The following is a 21,056-nucleotide window of genomic DNA, read 5'->3' as shown; positions in this document are numbered from 1 at the left end:
ACCCTAGGCATCTGAGGAAGATGCCTAGGGTTATAAGTGTTAGGGCGCGAGCGCCTCGCGGGTAAACTGCTCACACTCACATTCGGGGCAATCGGGTATCACCCCAGGGAATTCAATTCGCATCTGATGGCCACAGGCGGTGCAGATCAAGGTTCCCTGAGCCACTATCTCACCACTTTGATAAAAACCATTATGTTTCAGATCCTGAGTCACTTCGTGCCACTCTATCTGACTGCGATCGGTAATTTCACTTAACCAGTGCCACAAGGTATTCTCTGCCGCGATCACAGTTGGGCTGTGGCTCAACTCTTCGGCATTTTGTTCCTGTAAGTAATTGGCTATCTCACGTTTTAGAAAATGTTCCACTAAGGCAAGCTCATCATCCTTCGCCTGTTTCTTGATAGCCAAGAACTCTTTACTTGCTGTCACAAGTTTATATAACTCTTTTACAGTCATAGAGTTATCTTCAGAAAAATCGGCTTTTACCTGTGCTATCAGAGTCTCGTAAAGCGACAGTAAGGCATGGCTTCTTTCACTCATGTTCAATACTCCTTCATGGGAACCTTTTTAATGACTCACTTCTAGTTTATTCTATGCAGATCTAACTCGCGCGACTAAACTGCGCAAGGTCAAATAATAAGCGGCATGGCCGGGAATCATCAATGCAAGAGCAATATCTACCTTCAGAAATTGAAGCTAAGGTGCAACAGCACTGGCAAGACACTAAAACATTTGAAGTCACCGAAGATGAGAGCAAAGAGAAGTTTTACTGCCTCTCTATGTTCCCTTACCCGTCGGGTCGACTGCATATGGGCCATGTCCGTAACTACACCATAGGCGATGTCGTCTCTCGTTACCAGCGCCTGCAGGGTAAAAACGTATTACAACCCATAGGTTGGGACTCTTTCGGCCTGCCCGCCGAAAACGCCGCCATCAATAATAAAACCGCGCCGGCGCCCTGGACCTATGAAAATATCGACTACATGAAAAACCAGCTCAAGATGCTGGGTTTTGGTTATGACTGGAGCCGTGAAATCGCCACTTGTACCCCTGAGTACTATCGTTGGGAGCAGTGGTTCTTCACTAAGCTGTATGAGAAAGGTCTGGTCTACAAGAAAACCGCATCGGTGAACTGGTGTCCAAACGATGAGACAGTACTGGCTAACGAGCAAGTACAAGACGGCTGCTGCTGGCGCTGTGATACCCCAGTGGTGCAAAAAGAGATCCCACAGTGGTTTATCAAGATCACCGACTACGCCGAAGAGCTGCTAAACGATATCGACCAGCTCGATGAATGGCCTGAGCAGGTCAAGACAATGCAGCGCAACTGGATTGGCCGCAGTGAAGGCATAGAGATGACCTTTGAGGTTGAAGGATCCGATCAGAGCTTCGACATCTACACCACACGCCCAGACACCGTCATGGGCGTCACCTATGTCGCCATTGCCGCTGCTCACCCATTAGCCGAACAGGCCGCAGCCAATAATCCAGAACTCGCGGCCTTTATCGAAGAGTGTAAAAACGCCGACACCACAGAAGCTGCCATGGCCGCGATGGAGAAGAAAGGGGTCGATACTGGCCTTAAAGCTATCCACCCCTTAACGGGCAGATTAGTGCCTGTGTGGGCGGCTAACTTCGTCCTGATGAACTATGGCACAGGCGCGGTGATGTCGGTTCCAGGTCACGACCAACGTGACTACGAATTTGCCACTAAATATGGTCTGTCTATCGAAGGGGTGATTAAACCTGTTGATGGCGAGCTGAATATCAGCGAAGAAGCCTACACAGAGAAAGGCGTGCTGTTTAACTCAGGTGAATTCGATAACTTAGATTTCCAAGCGGCCTTCGATGCCATCGATGCGAAACTTAGCAGCCAAGGCAAAGGCAAGCGTCAGGTCAACTACCGTCTGCGCGACTGGGGTGTCTCACGTCAACGTTACTGGGGCGCACCTATCCCTATGGTGACGCTGGCCGATGGCACTGTGATGCCAACACCAGAAGATCAACTGCCGGTGATCCTGCCTGAAGATGTGGTGATGGATGGTATCCAAAGTCCCATCAAGGCCGACAAAGAGTGGGCCAAAACCCAAGTCAACGGCCAGGAAGCTTTCAGAGAAACCGATACCTTCGACACCTTTATGGAGTCCTCCTGGTATTATGCCCGCTACTGTAGCCCGAAAGCCGATCAGATGCTGGATCCCGCCAAGGCCAACTACTGGCTGCCTGTGGATCAGTATATCGGCGGTATCGAGCACGCCTGTATGCACCTGCTCTACTTCCGCTTCTTCCACAAGCTGCTGCGTGATATCGGCTTAGTGAACAGTGATGAGCCGGCAAAACGCCTGCTAACCCAAGGTATGGTGCTGGCCGATGCCTTCTACTACACAGATGAGAAAGGCGCCCGTGTCTGGGTATCGCCCAACGATGCCAAAGTTACAGAGACAGACGACAAAGGCCGTATCATAAAAGCGGTAGATGGCAAAGGCCATGAGCTGGTTTATACCGGCATGAGCAAGATGTCTAAGTCGAAAAACAACGGCATCGACCCGCAAGAAATGGTGGACAAGTATGGTGCCGATACTGTGCGTCTATTTATGATGTTTGCCTCACCACCAGAGCTAACCCTCGAGTGGCAAGAGTCTAGCGTCGAGGGCGCGCACCGCTTTATTAAGCGTCTGTGGAAGCTGGCCCACGACCATATCTCGCAGGGCCCAACTGTCGCCTTAGACATTGCCGCTCTGAATGGCGACCAGAAAGCCCTGCGCCGCGAACTGCACAAGACTATCGCCAAGGTAGGAGATGATATCGAGCGTCGTCAGATGTTCAACACCGCCATCGCCTCTGTGATGGAACTGATGAACCGCCTGCAAAAAGCACCGCTGGAGAGCGAGCAAGACAGAGCCATGATGCAGGAAGCCTTATCTGCCGTAGTACGTCTGCTTTATCCAATTATTCCACACACTTGCTTTACCCTGTGGCAAGCCTTAGGCTTTGAGCAGGTGATTGAAGAGACGCGCTGGCCGCAAGTGGATGAGTCTGCTTTGGTGGAAGACAGCAAGCTGATTATCGTCCAGGTTAACGGAAAGCTGCGCGCCAAAATCACTGTGGCTGCCGACGCCGATAAAGAGACGGTTGAAGCTGCCGGCATGGCCGAAGAGGGCGTGCTAAAACACACTGAAGGTAAAACGGTACGCAAAGTGATTTATGTACCGGGTAAACTGCTGAATATCGTGGCAAACTAAGCCATTAAAATAAGCCATTATTGGTAGTACACTCAAGCGAATGGCTGAGTCATAGAGACAAAATCGATGATTCAGCCTTATCGCTTCACACATTAGGAAATAGATGACCTAAGCTATGTTTATCAAACGCTTGTGTTTCGCACTATTGACCCTCACTCTGCTCGCCACCAGCGGCTGCGGCTTTAAGCTGCAACGCAGTTACTCTATCCCGGAATCTCTCAAAACCTTGCACCTGAGCAGCCAGGATGAATACAGTGAACTGACCCGTTTAGTGCGCGATCGCCTGCGCCTTAACAGCATCAGTGTGGTCGAACAAACCGACACCACGCCCGTCCTGCACATTATCAATGACTCGTTAAATCGTACAACCTTGTCGCTCTACCCCACAGGCAATGTGGCCGAGTATGAACTTAACTATCTGGTCTCCTTCGCGGTGCAGATGCCAGAGCGTGAGGGCCAACGCTTCGAAGTCGGGATTCACAGGGATTATCTTGACGATCCACGTACCGCGCTGGCTAAGAGCCGCGAGATGGAACTGCTAGTCAAAGAGATGCGGATTCAGGCGGCTGATCAGATAATCCAAATTCTGGCATCCATAGAGACCAATTAATGCGGGTATATCCGGATCAACTCAGCAAACACTTAAGCCCACTTAAGCCTTGCTATTTAGTATTTGGGGATGATCCCTGGTTATGCGAAACCAGTAAGGCCGCCATCTGTGCCCAGGCCAAACAGGCGGGATTTGAAGAGAAGATCCAGCTGGTACAGGAAACAGGTTTTAACTGGAACGAACTGCTTGAGCAGTATAATGCCATGAGCCTGTTTGCCAGTCGCCGCATCATAGAGCTGGAACTCCCCCAGGGGAAACCGGGCAGCGACGGCAGTGCCCAGCTGCAAAGCCTGATGCAATCGCCTAATCCCGATAACCTACTCATCATCACTGGGCCTAAACTGGCCAGCGAGCAAACCCGCTCGAAATGGTTTAAGGCGCTCGATGATCAGGGGATCTATATTCCCTGCACCACACCCGAAGGGGCTCAGTTTCAGCGCTGGTTACAGGGCCGTATTCATCATTTCAGCCTTAATCTGACTCAGGATGCGCAGCAGCTGCTATTTAGTCTTTACGAAGGCAATCTATTGGCTGCCGATCAGGCGCTGCAACTACTGCAGCTGCTCAGTCCCAATGCACAAATTAGCAGCGCGCAACTGAGCCAATATTTCGAGGATCAATCCCGCTTTAGCGTATTCCAGATCGATGACGCCCTGCTCAGCAATCAGCAGGATAAAGCGCAGCATATTCTGGCGCAGCTTCAGGCCGAAGGCGTTGCCGTGCCTATCCTGCTCTGGGGGCAGTTTAAAGAACTCAGTACCCTGTTCACCCTGAAACAGGCGCAGGAACAGGGAGAGAACCTGAGTGCACTGTGGAGCAAACTGCGGATTTGGGATAAACGCAAAGGCTACTATCAGGCGGCCTTATCCCGCCTGAGTCTGGCGCAGATAGAAGCCATGCTGGCATTTGCCGGTAAGATCGAGCTGAGACTCAAGCAACAAGGCATAGAGGATTGGACAGCCCTGAGCCATCTCTGCCTGCTCTATGACAGTTCGGCTCATAAAACCCTTAGCCATATCGCGTTAGATTAAGTCTGGCGTACTCTTATGCAAAGCGGCTTACGGCTATGATGAAGATCGGTATATGACTATTAATAAAGAGCGAAATACGGCCATGCGAATAGGTATCCTAGGCGGTACATTCGACCCCATACATTTCGGTCATATCAGACCCGCTCTGGCGGTGCAGCAGGCGCTCACTCTCGACCAACTCTGGCTGATGCCCAACCATATTCCCCCCCATAAGGCGCAGCCTAACAGCAACAGCGCCCACCGCCTGGCGATGGCGCAATTAGTGTGCGAGCAATACCCGCCCTTCTCTGTCTGCGATATCGAAATCAACCGCGAAAGCCCCTCCTATTCAGTCGTCACGCTGCAAACCCTGCGCGAACGTCATCCCAAAGATCAACTCTTGTTTATCATGGGAATGGATTCCTTTATCAAGCTACCAAGCTGGTATCAGTGGCAGCGGCTGCTCGAGCTGTGCCATATTGTGGTCTGCCGCCGCCCAGGCTGGACACTGACCGACCATCCACAGATGATGCAGCTGCTTGAGAAACACAGAGGCGAGCCGGCGCTGCTCGATGATCCCAACGCATTACACGGCGCCATCTTTCAGGTTGAGATAGCCGAGCAGCCCTACTCATCGACTGCACTGCGTGCGCTGCTGACCGAGTCAGATGAAGTCACCAACCAAGCGCAATTGGCCAAGGCACTTCCAGCCGATGTGTGGGACTATATCAAGCGGCACAGACTCTATCTCGGTTAAAAAGCCGCTGCGGCGCCTAAAATCCCAGACAGGCGCCACCACAGGCGCTTACTTTGCCCCTATAACCTGTTATACTGCCCCGTTGTTAAAAATGAATGAGGAAACCCGCGTGCAAAGCGCCGAGCTAAAACAGTTTGTCATCGACAAAGTTGAAGATTTAAAAGCCAGAGATATAGTCGTACTCGAAGTCACCAACCAGTCCAATATCACGGATTATATGGTGGTCTGCTCGGGCACATCAAAAACCCATGTGAAAGCCATCGCCGAAAATGTGGTGGTTGAAGCTAAGCGCGCCGAGCTGCACATCTATGGCGTCGAAGGCCGTGACAGCAGCGAATGGGTTTTGGTGGATCTTGGCGATGTGATTTTGCATGTGATGCAAGATCAGACCCGTGATTTCTACCAGCTAGAAAAACTCTGGTCAGAAAGACCCGAATAAGTCATCTAGCCTAATGAAGTTACAGCTAGTTGCCGTCGGCACCCGCATGCCGGGCTGGGTCACAACCGGATTTGAAGAGTATCAGCGACGTTTCCCCAGGGATATGGCGCTGGAGCTGACCGAGATCCCGGCGGGTAAACGGGGCAAAAATGCCGACATCGCCCGCATCCTCCACAAAGAGGGCGAGTTGATGCTCGCAGCGATCCCCAAGGGCAACCATATTGTCAGTCTGGATCTTCCCGGTAAAAACTGGACAACCCCAGAGCTGGCAAATCAGCTCAGTCGCTGGCAACATGATGGACGCGATGTCAGTTTATTAATCGGTGGTCCAGAAGGATTGGCGCCCGCCTGTAAACAAGCGGCGGCCCAAAGCTGGTGTCTGTCTGCCCTGACTATGCCTCACCCTTTGGTGAGAGTCATGGTGGCAGAGAGCCTCTACCGCGCCTGGAGCATTAACAATAACCATCCATATCATAGAGAGTAAGCTCTCTGTAGGCCATAACCCCACTGAAGGCAGGCTATGATACCAAGCACCCACTTATCACTGGAGAGAGTATAATTGGCGCCACGTAAACGGATGGCAATGCATGACCACGCGGCCGAGGCCGCCCTGTTTAAACGACGAGCCATCTTCACTTTCGCCTGTGTGGTGGTGCTGTTAACTGTACTCTTCAGTAATCTGTATCAGCTGCAGATCCTCTCCTTTAAGGATTATGAAACCCGCTCCAACGACAACCGTATTCGTGTTGTACCTGTGGCGCCCAGCCGCGGCCTGATCTACGACCGCCATGGCGTTTTACTCGCGGAAAACCAGCCCTTTTACGCCCTGGAATTGATTCCTGAGAAAGCCAGTGATATTGCGGACGCGCTGGACAGAGTCAGCAAAATTATCCCCATCTCGGCCGAAGAGCGAGAGAACCTAATAGAATCACTGAAATTCCACCGACGCTTTAAACCACTGACTATCAAAAACCGCCTGACAGAAAAAGAGGTCGCGCTCTTTAGTGTCAACCAGCATGAATTTCCAGGATTTTCCATCCAGGCGGGGCTGAAACGTTACTATCCCTACGGCAGCCTACTCACCCATGTGCTCGGCTATGTGGGCCGGATTAATAACCGCGATCAGGCCGCGCTGCAGGCCAACGGCCAGTGGCATAATTACGCCGCCACCCATGACATAGGCAAGCAAGGGATCGAGAAGTATTATGAGAGCCTGCTACACGGTCAGCCAGGCCACCTCGAAGAGGAGGTCAATAACCGCGGGCGCACCATTCGCACCCTCAAATCCATTGCCCCCAAACCCGGCCAGGATATCTATCTCACCATAGATCTCAAACTGCAACAGAAGGCGATGGAGCTGCTGGACAGTCGCCGCGGCTCGATTGTGGCCATAGATCCTCGCGATGGCGGCGTGCTGGCTATGGTCTCCAGCCCAAGTTACGATCCTAACCAGTTCGTTCACGGCATCAGCTCTAAAGCCTACAGCGAGCTGCTCAATTCACGCTCGCGCCCCTTGATCAACCGGGCAACCCAGGGACAGTACGCACCGGCATCCACGGTCAAGCCCCACATAGCACTGCTGGGGTTAGATGATAACGTAGTGACACCAAAGACCCGTGTCTGGGATCCCGGCTTCTGGCAGATCCCAAATGTCGAACGTAAATATCGCGACTGGAAGCGTTGGGGCCATGGTTGGGTCGATGTTGCCGACGCCCTCATCCACTCCTGCGACACCTATTTTTATGATCTCGCCTATAAAACCGGTATCGACAAACTCAGCAATTTTATGACTCAATTTGGATTTGGTGAACTCACCGGCATAGATATCAATGAAGAGTCGGCTGGGATCATGCCCTCTCGAGACTGGAAGCGGATCCGTTACAACCAGCCCTGGTACATAGGCGACACCATCTCGGTCGGGATCGGTCAGGGCTACTGGACGACTACGCCACTACAGTTAGCCAACTCGGTTACCATACTTGCCAATAAGGGCGAGCGGTTTGTTCCCCATCTGCTCAAATCGATTAAAGATGACACCCGCATGGTCGATACTCCCGCCGACAAGATGCCGCCAGTGGTGCTCAACAATCCCAAAAACTGGGACGTCATTAATCTCGCCATGAAAGACACGGCTCATAAATCCCGTTTCGTCGATGCGGGTTATAACGCCGCCATGAAAACCGGAACGGCCCAGGTGTTCAGTGTCGCAGAAGATGAAAAATATGATGCCGATACCATTGAGGAGCATCTGAGAGATAACGCCCTAATCGTGGCCTATGCGCCTTATGAAAACCCAAAAATCGTGCTCGCCGTGGTACTGGAGAATGCCGGTTGGGGCGGTGTGAATGCCGGCCCTGTGGCCCGCGCTATGCTGGATGAATACATATTGCGTGATAACCCACCCGGTGATACGGCGGAGCCCAAATCATGAGTACACCTAATCACAGGCCCAATATCTGGCAGCGGATGCACTTGGATCTTCCCCTGCTTATCGGCCTGCTAACCCTGATGGGCTTTGGCCTGTTTGTGATCTATTCAGCCGGCGGCGAAGATATGGCACTGATGGAGCGTCAGTTAATCCGCATGGCACTCTCGCTGGGGATCATGCTGTTTGTCGCACAGATCAATCCCGAAGTGCTGCGCCGCTGGGCGTTTCCCATCTATATAGCGGGGATTATTCTGCTGCTCGGCGTTCACTTCTTTGGTGAGATCAACAAAGGCGCCCAGCGCTGGTTAAACTTGGGCTTCATGGAGTTTCAGCCTTCGGAGCTGATGAAACTGGCCTTCCCTATTACCATGGCCTGGTATATCAGTAAATTCCCCCTGCCGCCCAAGAAACGCTATCTAGCGGGTGCGGGTGTGATCCTACTGATCCCCACACTACTTATCGCCAAGCAACCGGATCTGGGGACCTCGATTCTAGTTGCGGCCTCGGGGATCTTCGTGCTGTTTCTCTCGGGAATGAGCTGGGTGATTGTCGGTAGCTTTATCGGCGCAGTACTGGCTCTGCTGCCTGTACTCTGGTACTTTTTGATGCATGACTATCAACGCACCCGGGTGTTAACCCTGCTGGACCCTGAAAAAGATCCCCTCGGCGCGGGTTACCATATTATTCAGTCGAAAATTGCTATCGGTTCCGGCGGCATGTGGGGCAAAGGCTGGCTCGATGGCACACAATCCCAACTGGAGTTTTTGCCCGAGCGCCACACAGACTTTATCTTTGCCGTGATAGGCGAAGAGTTTGGTCTGATCGGCAGTTTACTCCTGCTCGCCCTCTACCTGTACATAATTGGCCGTGGTCTGGTTATCGCTGCCAGGGCTCAAACCAGCTTTGCCCGTTTACTCGCGGGCAGTATTACTTTAACCTTTTTCGTCTACATCTTCGTCAATATAGGCATGGTATCGGGGATCTTGCCCGTGGTGGGCGTACCGCTGCCGCTGATCAGTTATGGGGGTACCTCTATGCTGACGCTGATGATAGGTTTTGGTATTTTAATGAGTATTCACACTCACAGACGTTTTATCGACAGATAAGGGAGTCAGGATTGAAACCAATAACACGCCTTTGCAGCACCCTATTATTTGCATCAATTGCAACTTTCTCTCAGGCTCAGGAAGGTGTTATCCCACAAGAGGGCGATATCAGTTCACTCAGGCAGGAGTTTGTTAGCACACAACTCGCAGCCGGCTTCAGTCAGGAGTCGGTGGATAAGTTCCTGGGGCAGGCTCACTATAATCAAAAGGTGATCGATGCCATTACCACCCCCTGGGAAGCCAAACCTTGGCACAAGTACTATCCCATTTTCCTGACCGAGCAGCGTTTAGCCAAAGGGCTGGAGTTTTGGCATAGCCACAGTGACACCATCACACGTGCGGCCAATCAATATCAGGTCGATCCACAAATCATAGTCGCCATTATCGGTATTGAAACCTTTTATGGCGGCTACATGGGCACTTATCCGGCCATCGACGCCCTCTATACACTCGGCTTTCACTACACGCCCCGTGCCGATTTCTTTCGCAAGGAGCTGGCCAACCTACAGCAGCTAGTCGCTGAGGAAAGGCTGGATATCACTCAGCTTAATGGCTCCTACGCCGGCGCCATGGGATATGGTCAATTTATCCCCTCCAGTTATCGTCATTTTGCGGTGGATTTTGATCATGATGGCAAACGGGATCTGATTGGCAGTCCTGTCGATGCCATAGGCAGTGTGGCCAACTATTTTCATCAGCATGGCTGGCAGCGTGGTGAAGACGTGGCGCTACCACTCACAGCCCATCAGCTGCCCGATAACCTGAGTGTCTGGAAGAGTGGCAAACCCAATTACACTGTGGCCGATATTCTCTCTCCTGAGTTAGCATTAGCCCAAAACAGGGATCTGGATATCAGCCAGCCCGGCTTGATCGTCGAATTAATTCAGGCTGAGCAGACAGACTATTGGCTGGGCTTGAATAATTTCTATGTGATCACCCGCTATAATCGCAGCCCATTATACGCCATGGCGGTTTATCAATTTAGTCAGCAATTAAAAGATGCTTATGGGAAAGGTTAACCTCATGGCTAAGCTGATTATTCTCTGTCTCTCACTGCTGCTGGCCGCCTGCAGTTCCGGTAATCGTTACAAGATGAGCAATGACACAGGGCCGAAAAATGCCCCCGATGTCACTAAAGTGGAAGATGCTCACCCCAAATATGAACCCTACAGCCGTGGCGGTAATCCTAAGAGTTACACTGTGCTGGGTAAAACCTATCAGGTGATGCCATCGGGCAAAGGTTTTAAACAGAGCGGAGTCGCCTCCTGGTATGGCGCCAAATTCCATGGTCATCTCACATCAAACGGTGAAACCTACGATATGTACTCTATGTCGGCGGCCCATAAGACCCTACCTCTGCCTAGCTATGTTAAAGTCACCAATGTCGCAAACAATAGCTCGGTGATCGTACGCGTTAACGATCGCGGCCCTTTTCATGATAATCGCATTATCGATCTCTCCTACGCCGCCGCCCATAAGTTAGGCATGTTGAAAACCGGCACCGCTAACGTCGAGATTGAAGTTATCTATATCGAAAGCCCGGAATCACTCGCCCTTGCCCAGCTGAAACAGACTCAGGTGTATTTCGTTCAGGTGGTGGCGCTTTCCAATAAAGCGAGTATCGACCAACTGGCTGAGAAGCTGGCGGGGCAATATCAGGTTAAGACCCGAGTCCTGCAAGCGGGTAACATATACAAGCTGCAGTTAGGCCCCTTTGGCCAGCAACAACTTGCCAATCAGCTGCAAACTGAGCTACAACAAAACGGGTATCCAAACAGCTATCAAGTGACCGAATAAGGCCATACCGGTGAGTTTTCAATAAGATTAATGAACCTTCACTGAAATCCAGGGTCGACTAATGTTATACTCGATGCCAGTATCTTTTTCTTTTCGCATTCAACTAAAAGACGTGTCTTTGTAATATGAAATTAATGAATAAATGTGCCAAATCACTCCTCTTTCTCGCTTCTCTCTCCAGCACAGTCGTGAGTGCCGCACCGATAATAACGCCAGACGCCCCTAAGGTCGCAGCTAAAGCCTTCATTTTGATGGATTATAACTCGGGTCAAATCATCGCAGAGGAGAACGCTTATGAAAGCCTCAACCCTGCAAGTTTGACCAAGATGATGACCAGCTATGTGATAGGTCAAGAGATCAAGTTGGGCAATATCAAGTCCAGCGACATGGTCACCATCAGCAAGAATGCCTGGTCGAAAAACTTCCCCGATTCCTCCAAGATGTTTATCGAAGTGGGTAAGCAGGTATCGGTGGACGATCTGAACCGCGGCATCATAATTCAATCTGGCAACGATGCCTGTGTGGCTATGGCAGAGCACATTGCCGGCACCGAAGATGCTTTCGTCGATATGATGAACTCCTGGGCAACACAGCTGGGAATGAAAGACAGCTATTTCGAAAACTCACACGGTCTTGACTCTCAAAGCCACAAATCCACAGCCTATGATATGGCACTGCTGGGCGCCGCCTTAATTCGCGATGTACCTGACGAATACCATATCTATTCCGAGAAATCTTTCACCTATAACGGCATCAAACAATACAACCGTAATGGCCTGTTGTGGGATAAGAGCATGGATGTTGACGGCATCAAAACCGGTCATACTTCGGGAGCGGGTTACAACCTGGTTTCCTCTGCGACTAAAGATGGCATGCGCCTTATCTCAGTGGTCATGGGTACAGGAAGCGAATCAGCCCGTAAAGCCGAGAGTAAAAAACTGCTCACCTATGGTTTTCGTTTCTTCGAGACAGTGACGCCTTACAAAGCTGGCGATAAGTTTGTTACCCAGAAAATCTGGTACGGCGATACCGATGCAATCGATCTTGGCGTGATGACAGATACACCTATCACTATTACCCGAGGTGAGACTAAAAATCTGCAGGCAAACTTCGAGCTCAATCAGGAACTGACTGCGCCGCTCGCCAAAGGCCAAGTGGTTGGTCGCGTTTATTTCCAATTAGATGGCAAAGATATTGCCCAATTCCCGCTTGTGACATTGCAGGATGTACAGGAAGGCAGCTGGTTCAATAAGCTGATGGATTACTTTAAGCAACTGTTTGCAAGCTGGTTTAAGTAAATAGCCCCCATTTGATAAAGGCCACATTCAGTGGCCTTTATATTTTATGCCCTTTTCATCGTGATTGTTTTCCCATCTGTGGCTTGAATTCGCTATAATCTCCCCCATTTAGAGACTATTGTTTTCGGCAAGAGAGTTAGCCAATGTTAGATACCAATTTCCACGAACTCATGGAGTTCCCCGCATCATTCCCATTTAAGGTTGTCGGCGATGCGCGCGATAATCTGGCCGATGATGTGGTCAGTGTCGTGCAGCGCCATGTACCCGGCGACTACGTACCCTCATCCAAAGCATCAAGCAAAGGCACATACCACTCTGTGACTATTCGCGTCACGGTCAACAGTAAAGAGCAGATAGAGCAGCTCTATATCGAACTGGCCGCCATCGAAGGGGTTAAGCGGGTACTTTAAGCCCTGCATCTAGGCAGATGAAGTGTGATCTGCCTTACATTTGCCAATTTCAAGCGTATAATAGGCTCACAAAATAGTGAGGGGAGAGGTTGCCCTTGAAGGATAAGGTTTTACATATTCGTCATCTTGGACAACAGGATTACGAGTCAGTGTGGCATGCGATGCAGGCCTATACAGACAACCGAGATGAAACTAGCCAGGATGAATTATGGGTTGTGGAACATCCGCCAGTATTCACCCAAGGGCAAGCAGGCAAGAGCGAGCATATTCTTAACCCGGGCGATATCCCAGTGATCCAAGTCGACAGAGGCGGCCAGGTAACTTACCACGGCCCGGGACAACTGGTTGTCTATCCTCTGCTGGACATTAAACGGCTTAAGATAGGCGTGCGCCAGCTGGTAACCGATATTGAGCAGAGCATAGTCAATATGCTGGCCATGTACGATATCGAGGCTTATGCCAAGGCCGACGCGCCGGGTGTCTATGTCAATGAACGTAAAATCGCCTCTTTAGGACTCAGAATTCGCAAGGGCTGCTCCTTCCATGGACTGGCTCTGAACGTCGATATGGATATGTCCCCTTTCCAGCGCATCAACCCTTGTGGTTATGCAGGTTTAGAGATGGCTCAATGCAAACCGTTAAATGGACCCCAAACGGTGCTTGAAGCCGGTGAAAAACTGATTCAAACCTTTAGCCAGACCTTAGGCTATCAAGCGTTAGAACATCATCAAGGGTTAGCAAACTAATATGAACAGGCCTGAAAGACTACAACCTGGCGTAAAACTACGCGACGCAGATAAGGTGTCACGCATTCCAGTAAAGATTATGCCTTCCGAGCGCGAGACCATGTTGCGCAAGCCCGATTGGCTCAGGGTCAAACTGCCCTCTTCAAATCAGCGCATTCTCGACATCAAGCAAGCACTGCGTAAGAACGGTTTACACTCTGTGTGCGAAGAAGCCTCCTGCCCTAACCTGGCCGAATGTTTCAACCATGGCACAGCCACCTTTATGATTTTAGGGGCGATTTGTACTAGGCGTTGTCCGTTTTGCGATGTGGCCCATGGTCGTCCGCTCAAACCCGATAGCGAAGAGCCAGTCAAACTGGCGCAAACTATCCGCGACATGAAGCTCAAATATGTGGTGATCACTTCGGTTGACCGTGACGATCTCAGAGATGGCGGCGCCCAGCATTTTGCCGATTGTATTCGCGAGATCCGTAAACTCAACCCTGAGATAAAAATAGAGATACTTGTGCCCGATTTCCGTGGTCGAATCGATGCGGCGCTGGATATCTTAGCCACCGAGCCGCCCGATGTGTTCAACCACAACCTGGAGACGGCGCCTAAGCATTATCGTAAGGCACGTCCAGGGGCGAACTATCAATGGTCGCTGGATCTACTGAAGAAGTTTAAAGAGCGTCACCCACACATCCCGACTAAATCAGGCTTGATGATGGGTCTTGGCGAAACAAACGAAGAAATCGCCCAGGTACTGGTTGATCTTCGTGCCCATAACGTCGAGATGCTCACCTTAGGCCAATATCTACAGCCATCGAAATTCCACCTGCCGGTCGAACGTTATGTGCCGCCAGCAGAATTTGATCAGCTAAAAGAGTTTGCCGAAGAGATTGGTTTTACCCATGCAGCGTGTGGCCCTATGGTACGTTCAAGTTACCATGCCGATCTGCAGGCTCAGGGGAAAGAGGTCAAATAAACAACCGCTTAGGCAGCCCCTTGTCCACCAATACGAAAATAAAAATCCGCTATCTGTGTAGCGGATTTTTATTATTTAGCTCCAGTAAAAACAAGTCGAAAACTAAAGATGACGCTCCATCAGCAGGGCATCTTCCTTGCCATCAATTAGAGGATAATAATCTTTGCGGAGCCCGACTTGCTCGAAGCCAAAATAGCGATACAGGGCAATGGCTCGCTGACTGGATACCCGCACTTCAAGCATGATCCGCTCTGCGCCCTCTGTGGCAGCCGTATCGACCAAAACCTTGATCAATTGCTGAGCTATGCCTCGGCCTTGATGCTCAGGATGCACACAGATATCCATTAAGGTCGCATCTTCAAATACCCGATGCAGTACGGCAAAACCGACTAAGGCATCATCTTGATAATAACCGAACACCTTATAGAAGCGACCAAAGCAGGACTCTATGTTAGTAAAAGACATGGGGAATTGATGACACAACTGTGCTATCTGATGGATCTGCGCCGCCTCATCGATACTCAAGAGTTTAAGTTGCATCGCCAATACCCAGATAACCGTCCCAGCTATGGATAGATTGCCATAACTGTTTCTTTGCCTGCACAGTTTGCTCAAGCTCAGATAAAGGTGGCGAGCTGAGGATACACTCCACTTTAGGGTGCTTTAAGCACCGAAGATCCCACATAATGGCCGACGATTTCCCGGCAGACTTAGGTAACACTGTGCTCACTTTCACCTGCTCAGCATTGATGTTCAGCAGAGCCAACACCGACTTCACAATCGGATGCTCAACCTCAATTCTGACACCTTTATCGACCAGAATATAACAAGGGTCTACAGCCTCACTGCGCTCACGCCAGCGCGTGATCCCCATGGCATCTAAATATGCGTTTCTATTCACATCGCCCCCTATCAAACTCATAGTAGGATAACGCTTGCTGGCTTAGGTGTCATTAAATGCTCATACCAATGGGCAGGAAACAGGGGAAATTTAAGTTGAATAGCAGAAAAGGTTCGAATAAAAAACAAAGGCCTAGCATTTCTGCTAGGCCTTCTGGAATTTGGCAGGGGTGGCAGGACTCGAACCCGCAACCATCGGTTTTGGAGACCGCTGTTCTACCAATTGGAACTACACCCCTGTTGACGTCGGGCATTATGCTAAAACGCCTCCCAAAGGTAAAGGACTTTTTGTCCTCAGAGAGATCAATTGGAGTATTTTCATCCAAATATGATAACTCATGGGCACTCCTCTGGCTCTATGCTCCCAAGGGCGATAACCAGAGGCCCACGAGAGTGATATTTTCATATCTCGATTATGCTTGCTATAGTCATAGAGGCAAATACATTTATTGAGGGATAACGCTGACTCGTATGTACGCACCCAAACAGACATTCCTATCCAATCAATCTTTCAATCCAACAGATATCGCCCTTTTTGTAGACTTCGATGGCACCTTAGTGGACTTTGCCGACACTCCCGAAGCTGTCATCGTTTCCAACCAAATAAACCTGCTACTGGAATCACTCCATTTGCACCTTAATGGGGCGTTTGCACTTATTTCGGGACGGACACTCGACTCCTTAATGGCCTTAGTGGATGCTGATATCAATATGGCAGGTAGTCATGGCGCCCAGTGGCGATATCGAAATGGTGCCCGTCAGTCAGTTTCTTTACCCGGCAGCGAGTTCATTAATATCAAAGCCTTGTTAGCGGAATATGGCAAAGCCAAAGGGCTACTTATCGAAGATAAAGGCAATGCCCTCGCGCTTCATTATCGAACCGCCCCCGAGCAGCAACAAAGCCTGGACAGCTTTATCGATAACACACTTAAACTCCCGCAACGCAAGGATATCCGCATCATTCGGGGAAATTGCGTTCGAGAAATACTGCTTGCCGGCACAGATAAAGGGGTAGCTATCGCCCGCTTTATGAGTCAGCCCCCTTTTTACGGCCGTAAACCTCTGTTTATCGGCGATGACACAACAGATGAAGATGGTTTCGCCTGGGTAAATGCACATAAGGGGATATCGATAAAAGTGGGTGAAGGAGTCAGCTGCGCAGTTGAACGTTTTTCAAACACTGGCGAGGTTCTTGCATTTTTAACTATGACAATAAAGCAGTTAGAGAATAGCGAGGAGCGATTAGATGACACAACGCAACCTGGAACTGGCACTCATAGGTAACTGCGCTATTGGCGCACTCATAGATAAAAAAGCCGAAGTGGTATGGTGCTGCTTTCCTCGATTCGATGGCGATCCCATCTTCTGTTCTCTGCTAAAAGATGGTGAGACGCGGTCCCTCACAGGCACCTACACTATTGAGCTGGATAACTTCAGCCACAGCGAGCAACACTACCTAAAAAATACCGCCATACTCATCACTACCCTCTATGATACCCAAGGCAACAGTGTCACAGTCACCGACTTTATTCCCAGATTCAATCAATTTGATCGCACCTTTCGCCCAATAAGCTTACACAGAAAACTCACTCCTTCTGGTCGCCCAAAAATCAAAGTGCTTGCCCGCCCAGCCCATAGCGATGGGGCTAAAACCTTCGATAAGATCCAGGGGAGTCATCATATCAGTTATGTCAGCGATAAGTTCTCGCTGAGATTAACCACAGATCTTTCTGTGAGCGCCATCTTAGATGAAACCTGGTTTATCTTAGACTCCGAGCACTACCTGCTTTTGGGTGACAATGAATCGATTAATGAATCGATAAAGCAATTGAGCGATCGCTTCTACAGCGCCACCGAATCTTACTGGCTTGAATGGTCACGCTACCTCGCTATCCCCTTTGAATGGCAAGATGCCGTCATCCGCGCCGCCATCACCTTAAAACTCAGTGCCTTTGAAGATACAGGCGCCATCATTGCCGCTATGACTACCTCAATCCCGGAAGCACCGGATACTGAGCGCAACTGGGATTATCGCTTCTGCTGGCTGAGGGATAGCTATTTTACCGTCCATGCCCTTAATCGCCTCGGCGCCACACGCACCATGGAGCAATACCTGCATTATCTGGTTAACATAGTTGCCGAAATGGATGATGAATATTTGCAACCCGTGTTTTGCATCAATGGCACTAAACAGATGACGGAGCGCATAGTGACTCAATTGCCTGGTTATCGCGGCATGGGGCCGGTGAGAATGGGAAATCAGGCGGCTGAGCAGATCCAGCACGACGTCTATGGCGCTATTGTACTATCGGCAACTCAGATGTTCTTCGATGAACGTATTCGTCACCCAGGCGGCAAACCACTATTTGAACTACTTGAAACCATAGGCGAGAAAGCCGCCAGTTACTATAACCAGCCCGATGCAGGACTCTGGGAGCTCAGGGGCTCGAAAAATGTGCATACCTTTTCCAGTATGATGTGTTGGGCCGCGGCCGATCGCCTTGCCAAAATCGCCAAGCGTCTGGAACTTGCCGAGCGTCACAGCTATTGGCAAGGGATAGCAAACAAGATACGTGAGGCTATCGACGAGCATGGCTTCAATCCATCCCTTAATGCCTACACAGCAACCTGGGGAGGCAACACCATGGACGCCAGCCTACTGTTAGCCTGTGAGCTTGGTTTTGTTGATGGTACAGCACCTCGATTTATCGGCACCATAGCTGAAATCGAAAACCAGCTTATGCCACAAGGTAGTAAGTATTTATTCCGCTACATCATAGAAGATGACTTCGGCATCCCGGAAAACGCCTTTACCATCTGCTCATTTTGGTACATTGATGCCTTGGCCGCCTCTGGGCGTAAGGATGAAGCCAGAGTCCTTTTTGAAGATCTCCTCTCAAAGCGTAACCACTTAGGTTTAATGTCTGAAGATCTGAACCCCATTACAGGCGAATTATGGGGTAACTTCCCACAAACTTACTCTATGGTTGGCATTATCAATAGTGCCCGTCATCTCAGTAAATGCTGGGAACAAGAGCTATGAGTAGGCTTATCGTGGTATCCAACAGAGTCGCAAAAAGCGATGGTACCAATAAAGGTGCTGCCGGCGGCTTGGCCGTGGGAATTATGGCGGCAATGGAACAAGCAGGTGGCATCTGGTTTGGCTGGAGTGGCAAAATCACTAATAAGGCAAGCGAGCCACAAAAGGAGACTTTGGGCAAAATCGACTATATCACAGTCGATTTACGCCAAAGTGAATACAATCAATATTATAAAGGTTTCGCCAACGGCGTGCTCTGGCCACTCTTTCATCAACGTCCCGAATTAATGCGCTATAGCGATACCGAATTAAGTGGCTATATTCACGTTAATAAAAAGTTTGCCACCGAACTACTTAAACTGCTGCAGCCCAGTGACACCATCTGGATCCACGACTACCACCTGCTGCCATTAGCGCAAATCCTTCGTGATGCGGGGGTGAGAAATCCTATCGGCTTCTTTTTACATACGCCTTTTCCTTCCTTGGATCTGCTACGCACCATTCCCGACTACAAAAGGCTGCTTAAAGCCCTGTTGCATTACGATTTAGTGGGGTTTCAGACAATCGGCGATCTTACCGGGTTTCGTATGAGTGTCCTGCTCGGACTCGGTGGCGAAACGCTGGATAAAGATCAACTCCGCTTTGGCGATCGTCACTGCACCGCCAGAGTCTATCCCATCAGCATAGAGACGCAGGCTATCCCTGAGATTGTAAAAAGCGGTGAAAAAACACAAGCATTTAAACGGCTCAACAAGAGCCTGAGAAAACGAAAATTGATTATTGGAGTAGACAGGCTCGATTACTCAAAGGGACTAGTACAACGCTTTCAAGGCTATGAAGGCCTGCTACGCCACTATCCAGAATTTATTCGTAATCTTGTCTATCTGCAAATATCCCCCACCTCAAGAGGCGACCTGCAAGCCTATGGCGACCTGGCCGAACGTATCGACAGAGAAGCAGGTCATATCCTGGGAACCTACGCGGACTTTGACTGGATGCCCCTACGTTATATCAACCGAGGCTTTCACCGCAGCACGGTTCTCGCCATGCACTCCCGCGCCGATGTCGGTCTGGTAACACCGCTAAAAGATGGGATGAATCTGGTTGCTAAAGAGTATGTTGCCGCCCAGAATCCTGACGATCCTGGTGTACTCGTTCTTTCTCATCTTGCTGGCGCAGCAGATGAGCTTGACGCCGCCGTCATCATCAACCCCTATGATATTGGCGCCATCTCAGGCGCACTGGCAAAAGCACTGAATATGCCATTAGATGAGAGGGTCGACCGCTGGAAACAGATGATGGCAGTGTTAACCAAACAAGATATCTATGCATGGCAAAGCAGTTTCTTAAGTGATCTCAAGTCAATCACTTCATAGAGATTTGGCCATTTGAGTCAATAAGGTGCTCCAAGCAATTAAACTCTTTAAACTCTCTGCCACAAAACGCAAAAAATCCACCTCATTCGGGTGGCTTCTTCACTACTCTTTCGAGATTATTTTGTCTTCACTACTTCTCTTATAAAGAGCAAAAGTGAAAACCAAAGTGGCGTCTGTCATGGCCAGCTTCGAGCAAGCTCTCCGCGTTCAGAAGCAGCATCAAGCTTCGCTTGATAAGCGCAACCCCTTCCCCCTACTCTTTATTATCCCCGAAGGGGGCACATGGGGGCGAAGAAGCTCTGCTATGGATGCAACGCATTCAAGGGCTTTGAAGCGCGCAGCAGCTGTGCTGCAAGCTGAGGGGCCACCCACGAAGTGGCTGTGGGCTGCATGTGAAGTAGCACTTTCGCGGAGCGTATAAAGCAAAGAGCCCTAGCGTTTTAGGCTAGGGCTCTTTGCTTTATTAGGCGCCTGGAAATGACCTACTCTCACATGGGGAGACCCCACACTACCATCGGCGCGATTGCGTTTCACTTCTGAGTTCGGGATGGGATCAGGTGGGGCCACAATGCTATGGTTTCCAGACAAAATTGTTAAATTCAGAAAGCTGTTCTTTATTGAGTCACACTAAAATCAAGTGTCGGTATTCTTCTGTTCAAGTTTTACCATTAGAAACCCATTAGGGTTGTATGGTTAAGCCTCACGAGTCATTAGTACAGGTTAGCTCAACGCCTCACAACGCTTACACACCCTGCCTATCAACGTCCTAGTCTCGGACGGCTCTTCAGTGGACTTAAAGTCCAAGGGATGACTCATCTTAGGGCTCGCTTCCCGCTTAGATGCTTTCAGCGGTTATCGATTCCGAACGTAGCTACCGGGCAATGCGATTGGCATCACAACCCGAACACCAGCGGTTCGTCCACTCCGGTC

At 50.1% G+C, this 21,056-nt stretch carries 20 protein-coding genes, 1 tRNA gene and 2 rRNA genes; 17 read left to right on the top strand and 6 right to left on the bottom strand.

Features of this window, described 5'->3' with window-relative positions; all coding sequences use genetic code 11:
- Positions 1–39 precede the first annotated feature (39 nt).
- Complete coding sequence (locus LZP69_RS07465) at positions 40–540, bottom strand: zinc ribbon-containing protein (RefSeq protein ID WP_234199609.1); 501 nt, start codon at positions 538–540, stop codon at positions 40–42.
- A gap of 122 nt (positions 541–662) precedes the next feature.
- Here LZP69_RS07465 and leuS point away from each other — a divergent pair, with 122 nt between their 5' ends.
- The 14 genes from leuS to lipA all read left to right on the top strand — a co-directional run bounded on the left by leuS (position 663) and on the right by lipA (position 14,810).
- Entirely contained in the window at positions 663–3,242 is a 2,580-nt protein-coding gene (leuS, locus tag LZP69_RS07460) for a leucine--tRNA ligase (protein ID WP_234199608.1), read from the top strand.
- Positions 3,243–3,357: 115 nt separating this feature from the next.
- Positions 3,358–3,852, top strand: a complete 495-nt coding sequence (locus tag LZP69_RS07455) for an LPS-assembly lipoprotein LptE (RefSeq protein ID WP_234199607.1) — start codon at positions 3,358–3,360, stop codon at positions 3,850–3,852.
- On the top strand, positions 3,852–4,883 hold the full coding sequence (gene holA, locus LZP69_RS07450) for a DNA polymerase III subunit delta (protein WP_234199606.1): 1,032 nt from the start codon (positions 3,852–3,854) through the stop codon (positions 4,881–4,883). The genes LZP69_RS07455 and holA overlap by 1 nt, the downstream gene beginning before the upstream one ends.
- 82 nt (positions 4,884–4,965) lie before the next feature.
- On the top strand, positions 4,966–5,619 hold the full coding sequence (nadD, locus tag LZP69_RS07445; protein WP_234199892.1) for a nicotinate-nucleotide adenylyltransferase: 654 nt from the start codon (positions 4,966–4,968) through the stop codon (positions 5,617–5,619).
- A 109-nt stretch (positions 5,620–5,728) separates the two neighbouring features.
- Positions 5,729–6,058, top strand: a complete 330-nt coding sequence (rsfS, locus tag LZP69_RS07440; protein WP_234199605.1) for a ribosome silencing factor — start codon at positions 5,729–5,731, stop codon at positions 6,056–6,058.
- A gap of 13 nt (positions 6,059–6,071) precedes the next feature.
- Positions 6,072–6,542 (top strand): 23S rRNA (pseudouridine(1915)-N(3))-methyltransferase RlmH, encoded by a 471-nt coding sequence (gene rlmH / locus LZP69_RS07435; protein ID WP_234199604.1) that lies wholly within the window; start codon positions 6,072–6,074, stop codon positions 6,540–6,542.
- Between the two features lie 75 nt (positions 6,543–6,617).
- On the top strand, positions 6,618–8,489 hold the full coding sequence (mrdA, locus tag LZP69_RS07430; protein ID WP_234199603.1) for a penicillin-binding protein 2: 1,872 nt from the start codon (positions 6,618–6,620) through the stop codon (positions 8,487–8,489).
- Positions 8,486–9,592 carry a rod shape-determining protein RodA gene (gene rodA, locus LZP69_RS07425; protein ID WP_234199602.1) on the top strand — a complete coding sequence of 369 codons (1,107 nt, stop codon included), beginning with the start codon at positions 8,486–8,488 and terminating at the stop codon, positions 9,590–9,592. Before mrdA ends, rodA begins: the two co-directional genes overlap by 4 nt.
- A gap of 56 nt (positions 9,593–9,648) precedes the next feature.
- The gene (gene mltB / locus LZP69_RS07420) at positions 9,649–10,611 is read left to right on the top strand and encodes a lytic murein transglycosylase B (protein ID WP_234199890.1); all 963 of its coding nucleotides are present in this window, start codon (positions 9,649–9,651) and stop codon (positions 10,609–10,611) included.
- 4 nt (positions 10,612–10,615) lie between these two features.
- Positions 10,616–11,389, top strand: coding sequence for a septal ring lytic transglycosylase RlpA family protein (locus LZP69_RS07415; RefSeq protein ID WP_234199601.1), 774 nt, complete (start codon positions 10,616–10,618; stop codon positions 11,387–11,389).
- Between the two features lie 125 nt (positions 11,390–11,514).
- Positions 11,515–12,687: a serine hydrolase gene (locus LZP69_RS07410; RefSeq protein WP_234199600.1), complete on the top strand. Its 1,173-nt coding sequence runs from the start codon at positions 11,515–11,517 to the stop codon at positions 12,685–12,687.
- Positions 12,688–12,830: 143 nt separating this feature from the next.
- Positions 12,831–13,097, top strand: coding sequence for a DUF493 family protein YbeD (gene ybeD / locus LZP69_RS07405; protein ID WP_234199599.1), 267 nt, complete (start codon positions 12,831–12,833; stop codon positions 13,095–13,097).
- Between the two features lie 95 nt (positions 13,098–13,192).
- Positions 13,193–13,843, top strand: a complete 651-nt coding sequence (lipB, locus tag LZP69_RS07400; protein WP_234199598.1) for a lipoyl(octanoyl) transferase LipB — start codon at positions 13,193–13,195, stop codon at positions 13,841–13,843.
- 1 nt (position 13,844) lies between these two features.
- A complete protein-coding gene (gene lipA, locus LZP69_RS07395; protein ID WP_234199597.1) occupies positions 13,845–14,810 on the top strand; it encodes a lipoyl synthase in 966 nt (321 codons plus the stop codon).
- A 102-nt stretch (positions 14,811–14,912) separates the two neighbouring features.
- Here the strand turns inward: lipA and rimI are convergent, their stop codons facing one another.
- From rimI to LZP69_RS07380, 3 genes are all read right to left on the bottom strand, one after another.
- Positions 14,913–15,350 carry a ribosomal protein S18-alanine N-acetyltransferase gene (gene rimI / locus LZP69_RS07390; protein ID WP_234199595.1) on the bottom strand — a complete coding sequence of 146 codons (438 nt, stop codon included), beginning with the start codon at positions 15,348–15,350 and terminating at the stop codon, positions 14,913–14,915.
- Entirely contained in the window at positions 15,340–15,711 is a 372-nt protein-coding gene (locus LZP69_RS07385; protein WP_234199593.1) for a DNA polymerase III subunit psi, read from the bottom strand. Before LZP69_RS07385 ends, rimI begins: the two co-directional genes overlap by 11 nt.
- Positions 15,712–15,872: 161 nt before the next feature.
- Positions 15,873–15,949 (bottom strand) — tRNA-Trp (locus tag LZP69_RS07380).
- A gap of 232 nt (positions 15,950–16,181) precedes the next feature.
- On the opposite strand from LZP69_RS07380, the gene otsB reads away from it, so the two are divergent.
- From otsB to LZP69_RS07365, 3 genes are read left to right on the top strand one after another with little or no spacing between them, the layout of a single operon-like run.
- The gene (otsB, locus tag LZP69_RS07375) at positions 16,182–16,994 is read left to right on the top strand and encodes a trehalose-phosphatase (protein WP_234199592.1); all 813 of its coding nucleotides are present in this window, start codon (positions 16,182–16,184) and stop codon (positions 16,992–16,994) included.
- Complete coding sequence (locus LZP69_RS07370) at positions 16,957–18,753, top strand: glycoside hydrolase family 15 protein (RefSeq protein ID WP_234199591.1); 1,797 nt, start codon at positions 16,957–16,959, stop codon at positions 18,751–18,753. The genes otsB and LZP69_RS07370 overlap by 38 nt, the downstream gene beginning before the upstream one ends.
- A complete protein-coding gene (locus LZP69_RS07365) occupies positions 18,750–20,126 on the top strand; it encodes an alpha,alpha-trehalose-phosphate synthase (UDP-forming) (RefSeq protein WP_234199590.1) in 1,377 nt (458 codons plus the stop codon). The genes LZP69_RS07370 and LZP69_RS07365 overlap by 4 nt, the downstream gene beginning before the upstream one ends.
- A 469-nt stretch (positions 20,127–20,595) precedes the next feature.
- Here the strand turns inward: LZP69_RS07365 and rrf are convergent.
- Positions 20,596–20,711: ribosomal RNA gene (gene rrf, locus LZP69_RS07360) — 5S ribosomal RNA — on the bottom strand.
- 104 nt (positions 20,712–20,815) lie between these two features.
- Positions 20,816–21,056: ribosomal RNA gene (locus tag LZP69_RS07355) — 23S ribosomal RNA — on the bottom strand; the annotation flags it as partial.

Source organism: Shewanella sp. AS1, from assembly GCF_021412565.1.
Taxonomy (GTDB): Bacteria; Pseudomonadota; Gammaproteobacteria; order Enterobacterales; family Shewanellaceae; genus Shewanella.
Note: the sequence above shows the minus strand (reverse complement) of the source record. Positions and strands in the feature narration are given on the sequence as shown.

Coding starts and splice junctions, on each gene's coding strand:
- LZP69_RS07465 (WP_234199609.1), bottom strand. CDS start 540: ATGAGTGAAAGAAGCCATGCCTTACTGTCGCTTTACGAGACTCTGATA.
- leuS (WP_234199608.1), top strand. CDS start 663: ATGCAAGAGCAATATCTACCTTCAGAAATTGAAGCTAAGGTGCAACAG.
- LZP69_RS07455 (WP_234199607.1), top strand. CDS start 3,358: ATGTTTATCAAACGCTTGTGTTTCGCACTATTGACCCTCACTCTGCTC.
- holA (WP_234199606.1), top strand. CDS start 3,852: ATGCGGGTATATCCGGATCAACTCAGCAAACACTTAAGCCCACTTAAG.
- nadD (WP_234199892.1), top strand. CDS start 4,966: ATGCGAATAGGTATCCTAGGCGGTACATTCGACCCCATACATTTCGGT.
- rlmH (WP_234199604.1), top strand. CDS start 6,072: ATGAAGTTACAGCTAGTTGCCGTCGGCACCCGCATGCCGGGCTGGGTC.
- rodA (WP_234199602.1), top strand. CDS start 8,486: ATGAGTACACCTAATCACAGGCCCAATATCTGGCAGCGGATGCACTTG.
- LZP69_RS07415 (WP_234199601.1), top strand. CDS start 10,616: ATGGCTAAGCTGATTATTCTCTGTCTCTCACTGCTGCTGGCCGCCTGC.
- LZP69_RS07410 (WP_234199600.1), top strand. CDS start 11,515: ATGAAATTAATGAATAAATGTGCCAAATCACTCCTCTTTCTCGCTTCT.
- ybeD (WP_234199599.1), top strand. CDS start 12,831: ATGTTAGATACCAATTTCCACGAACTCATGGAGTTCCCCGCATCATTC.
- lipA (WP_234199597.1), top strand. CDS start 13,845: ATGAACAGGCCTGAAAGACTACAACCTGGCGTAAAACTACGCGACGCA.
- rimI (WP_234199595.1), bottom strand. CDS start 15,350: ATGCAACTTAAACTCTTGAGTATCGATGAGGCGGCGCAGATCCATCAG.
- otsB (WP_234199592.1), top strand. CDS start 16,182: ATGTACGCACCCAAACAGACATTCCTATCCAATCAATCTTTCAATCCA.
- LZP69_RS07370 (WP_234199591.1), top strand. CDS start 16,957: ATGACACAACGCAACCTGGAACTGGCACTCATAGGTAACTGCGCTATT.
- LZP69_RS07365 (WP_234199590.1), top strand. CDS start 18,750: ATGAGTAGGCTTATCGTGGTATCCAACAGAGTCGCAAAAAGCGATGGT.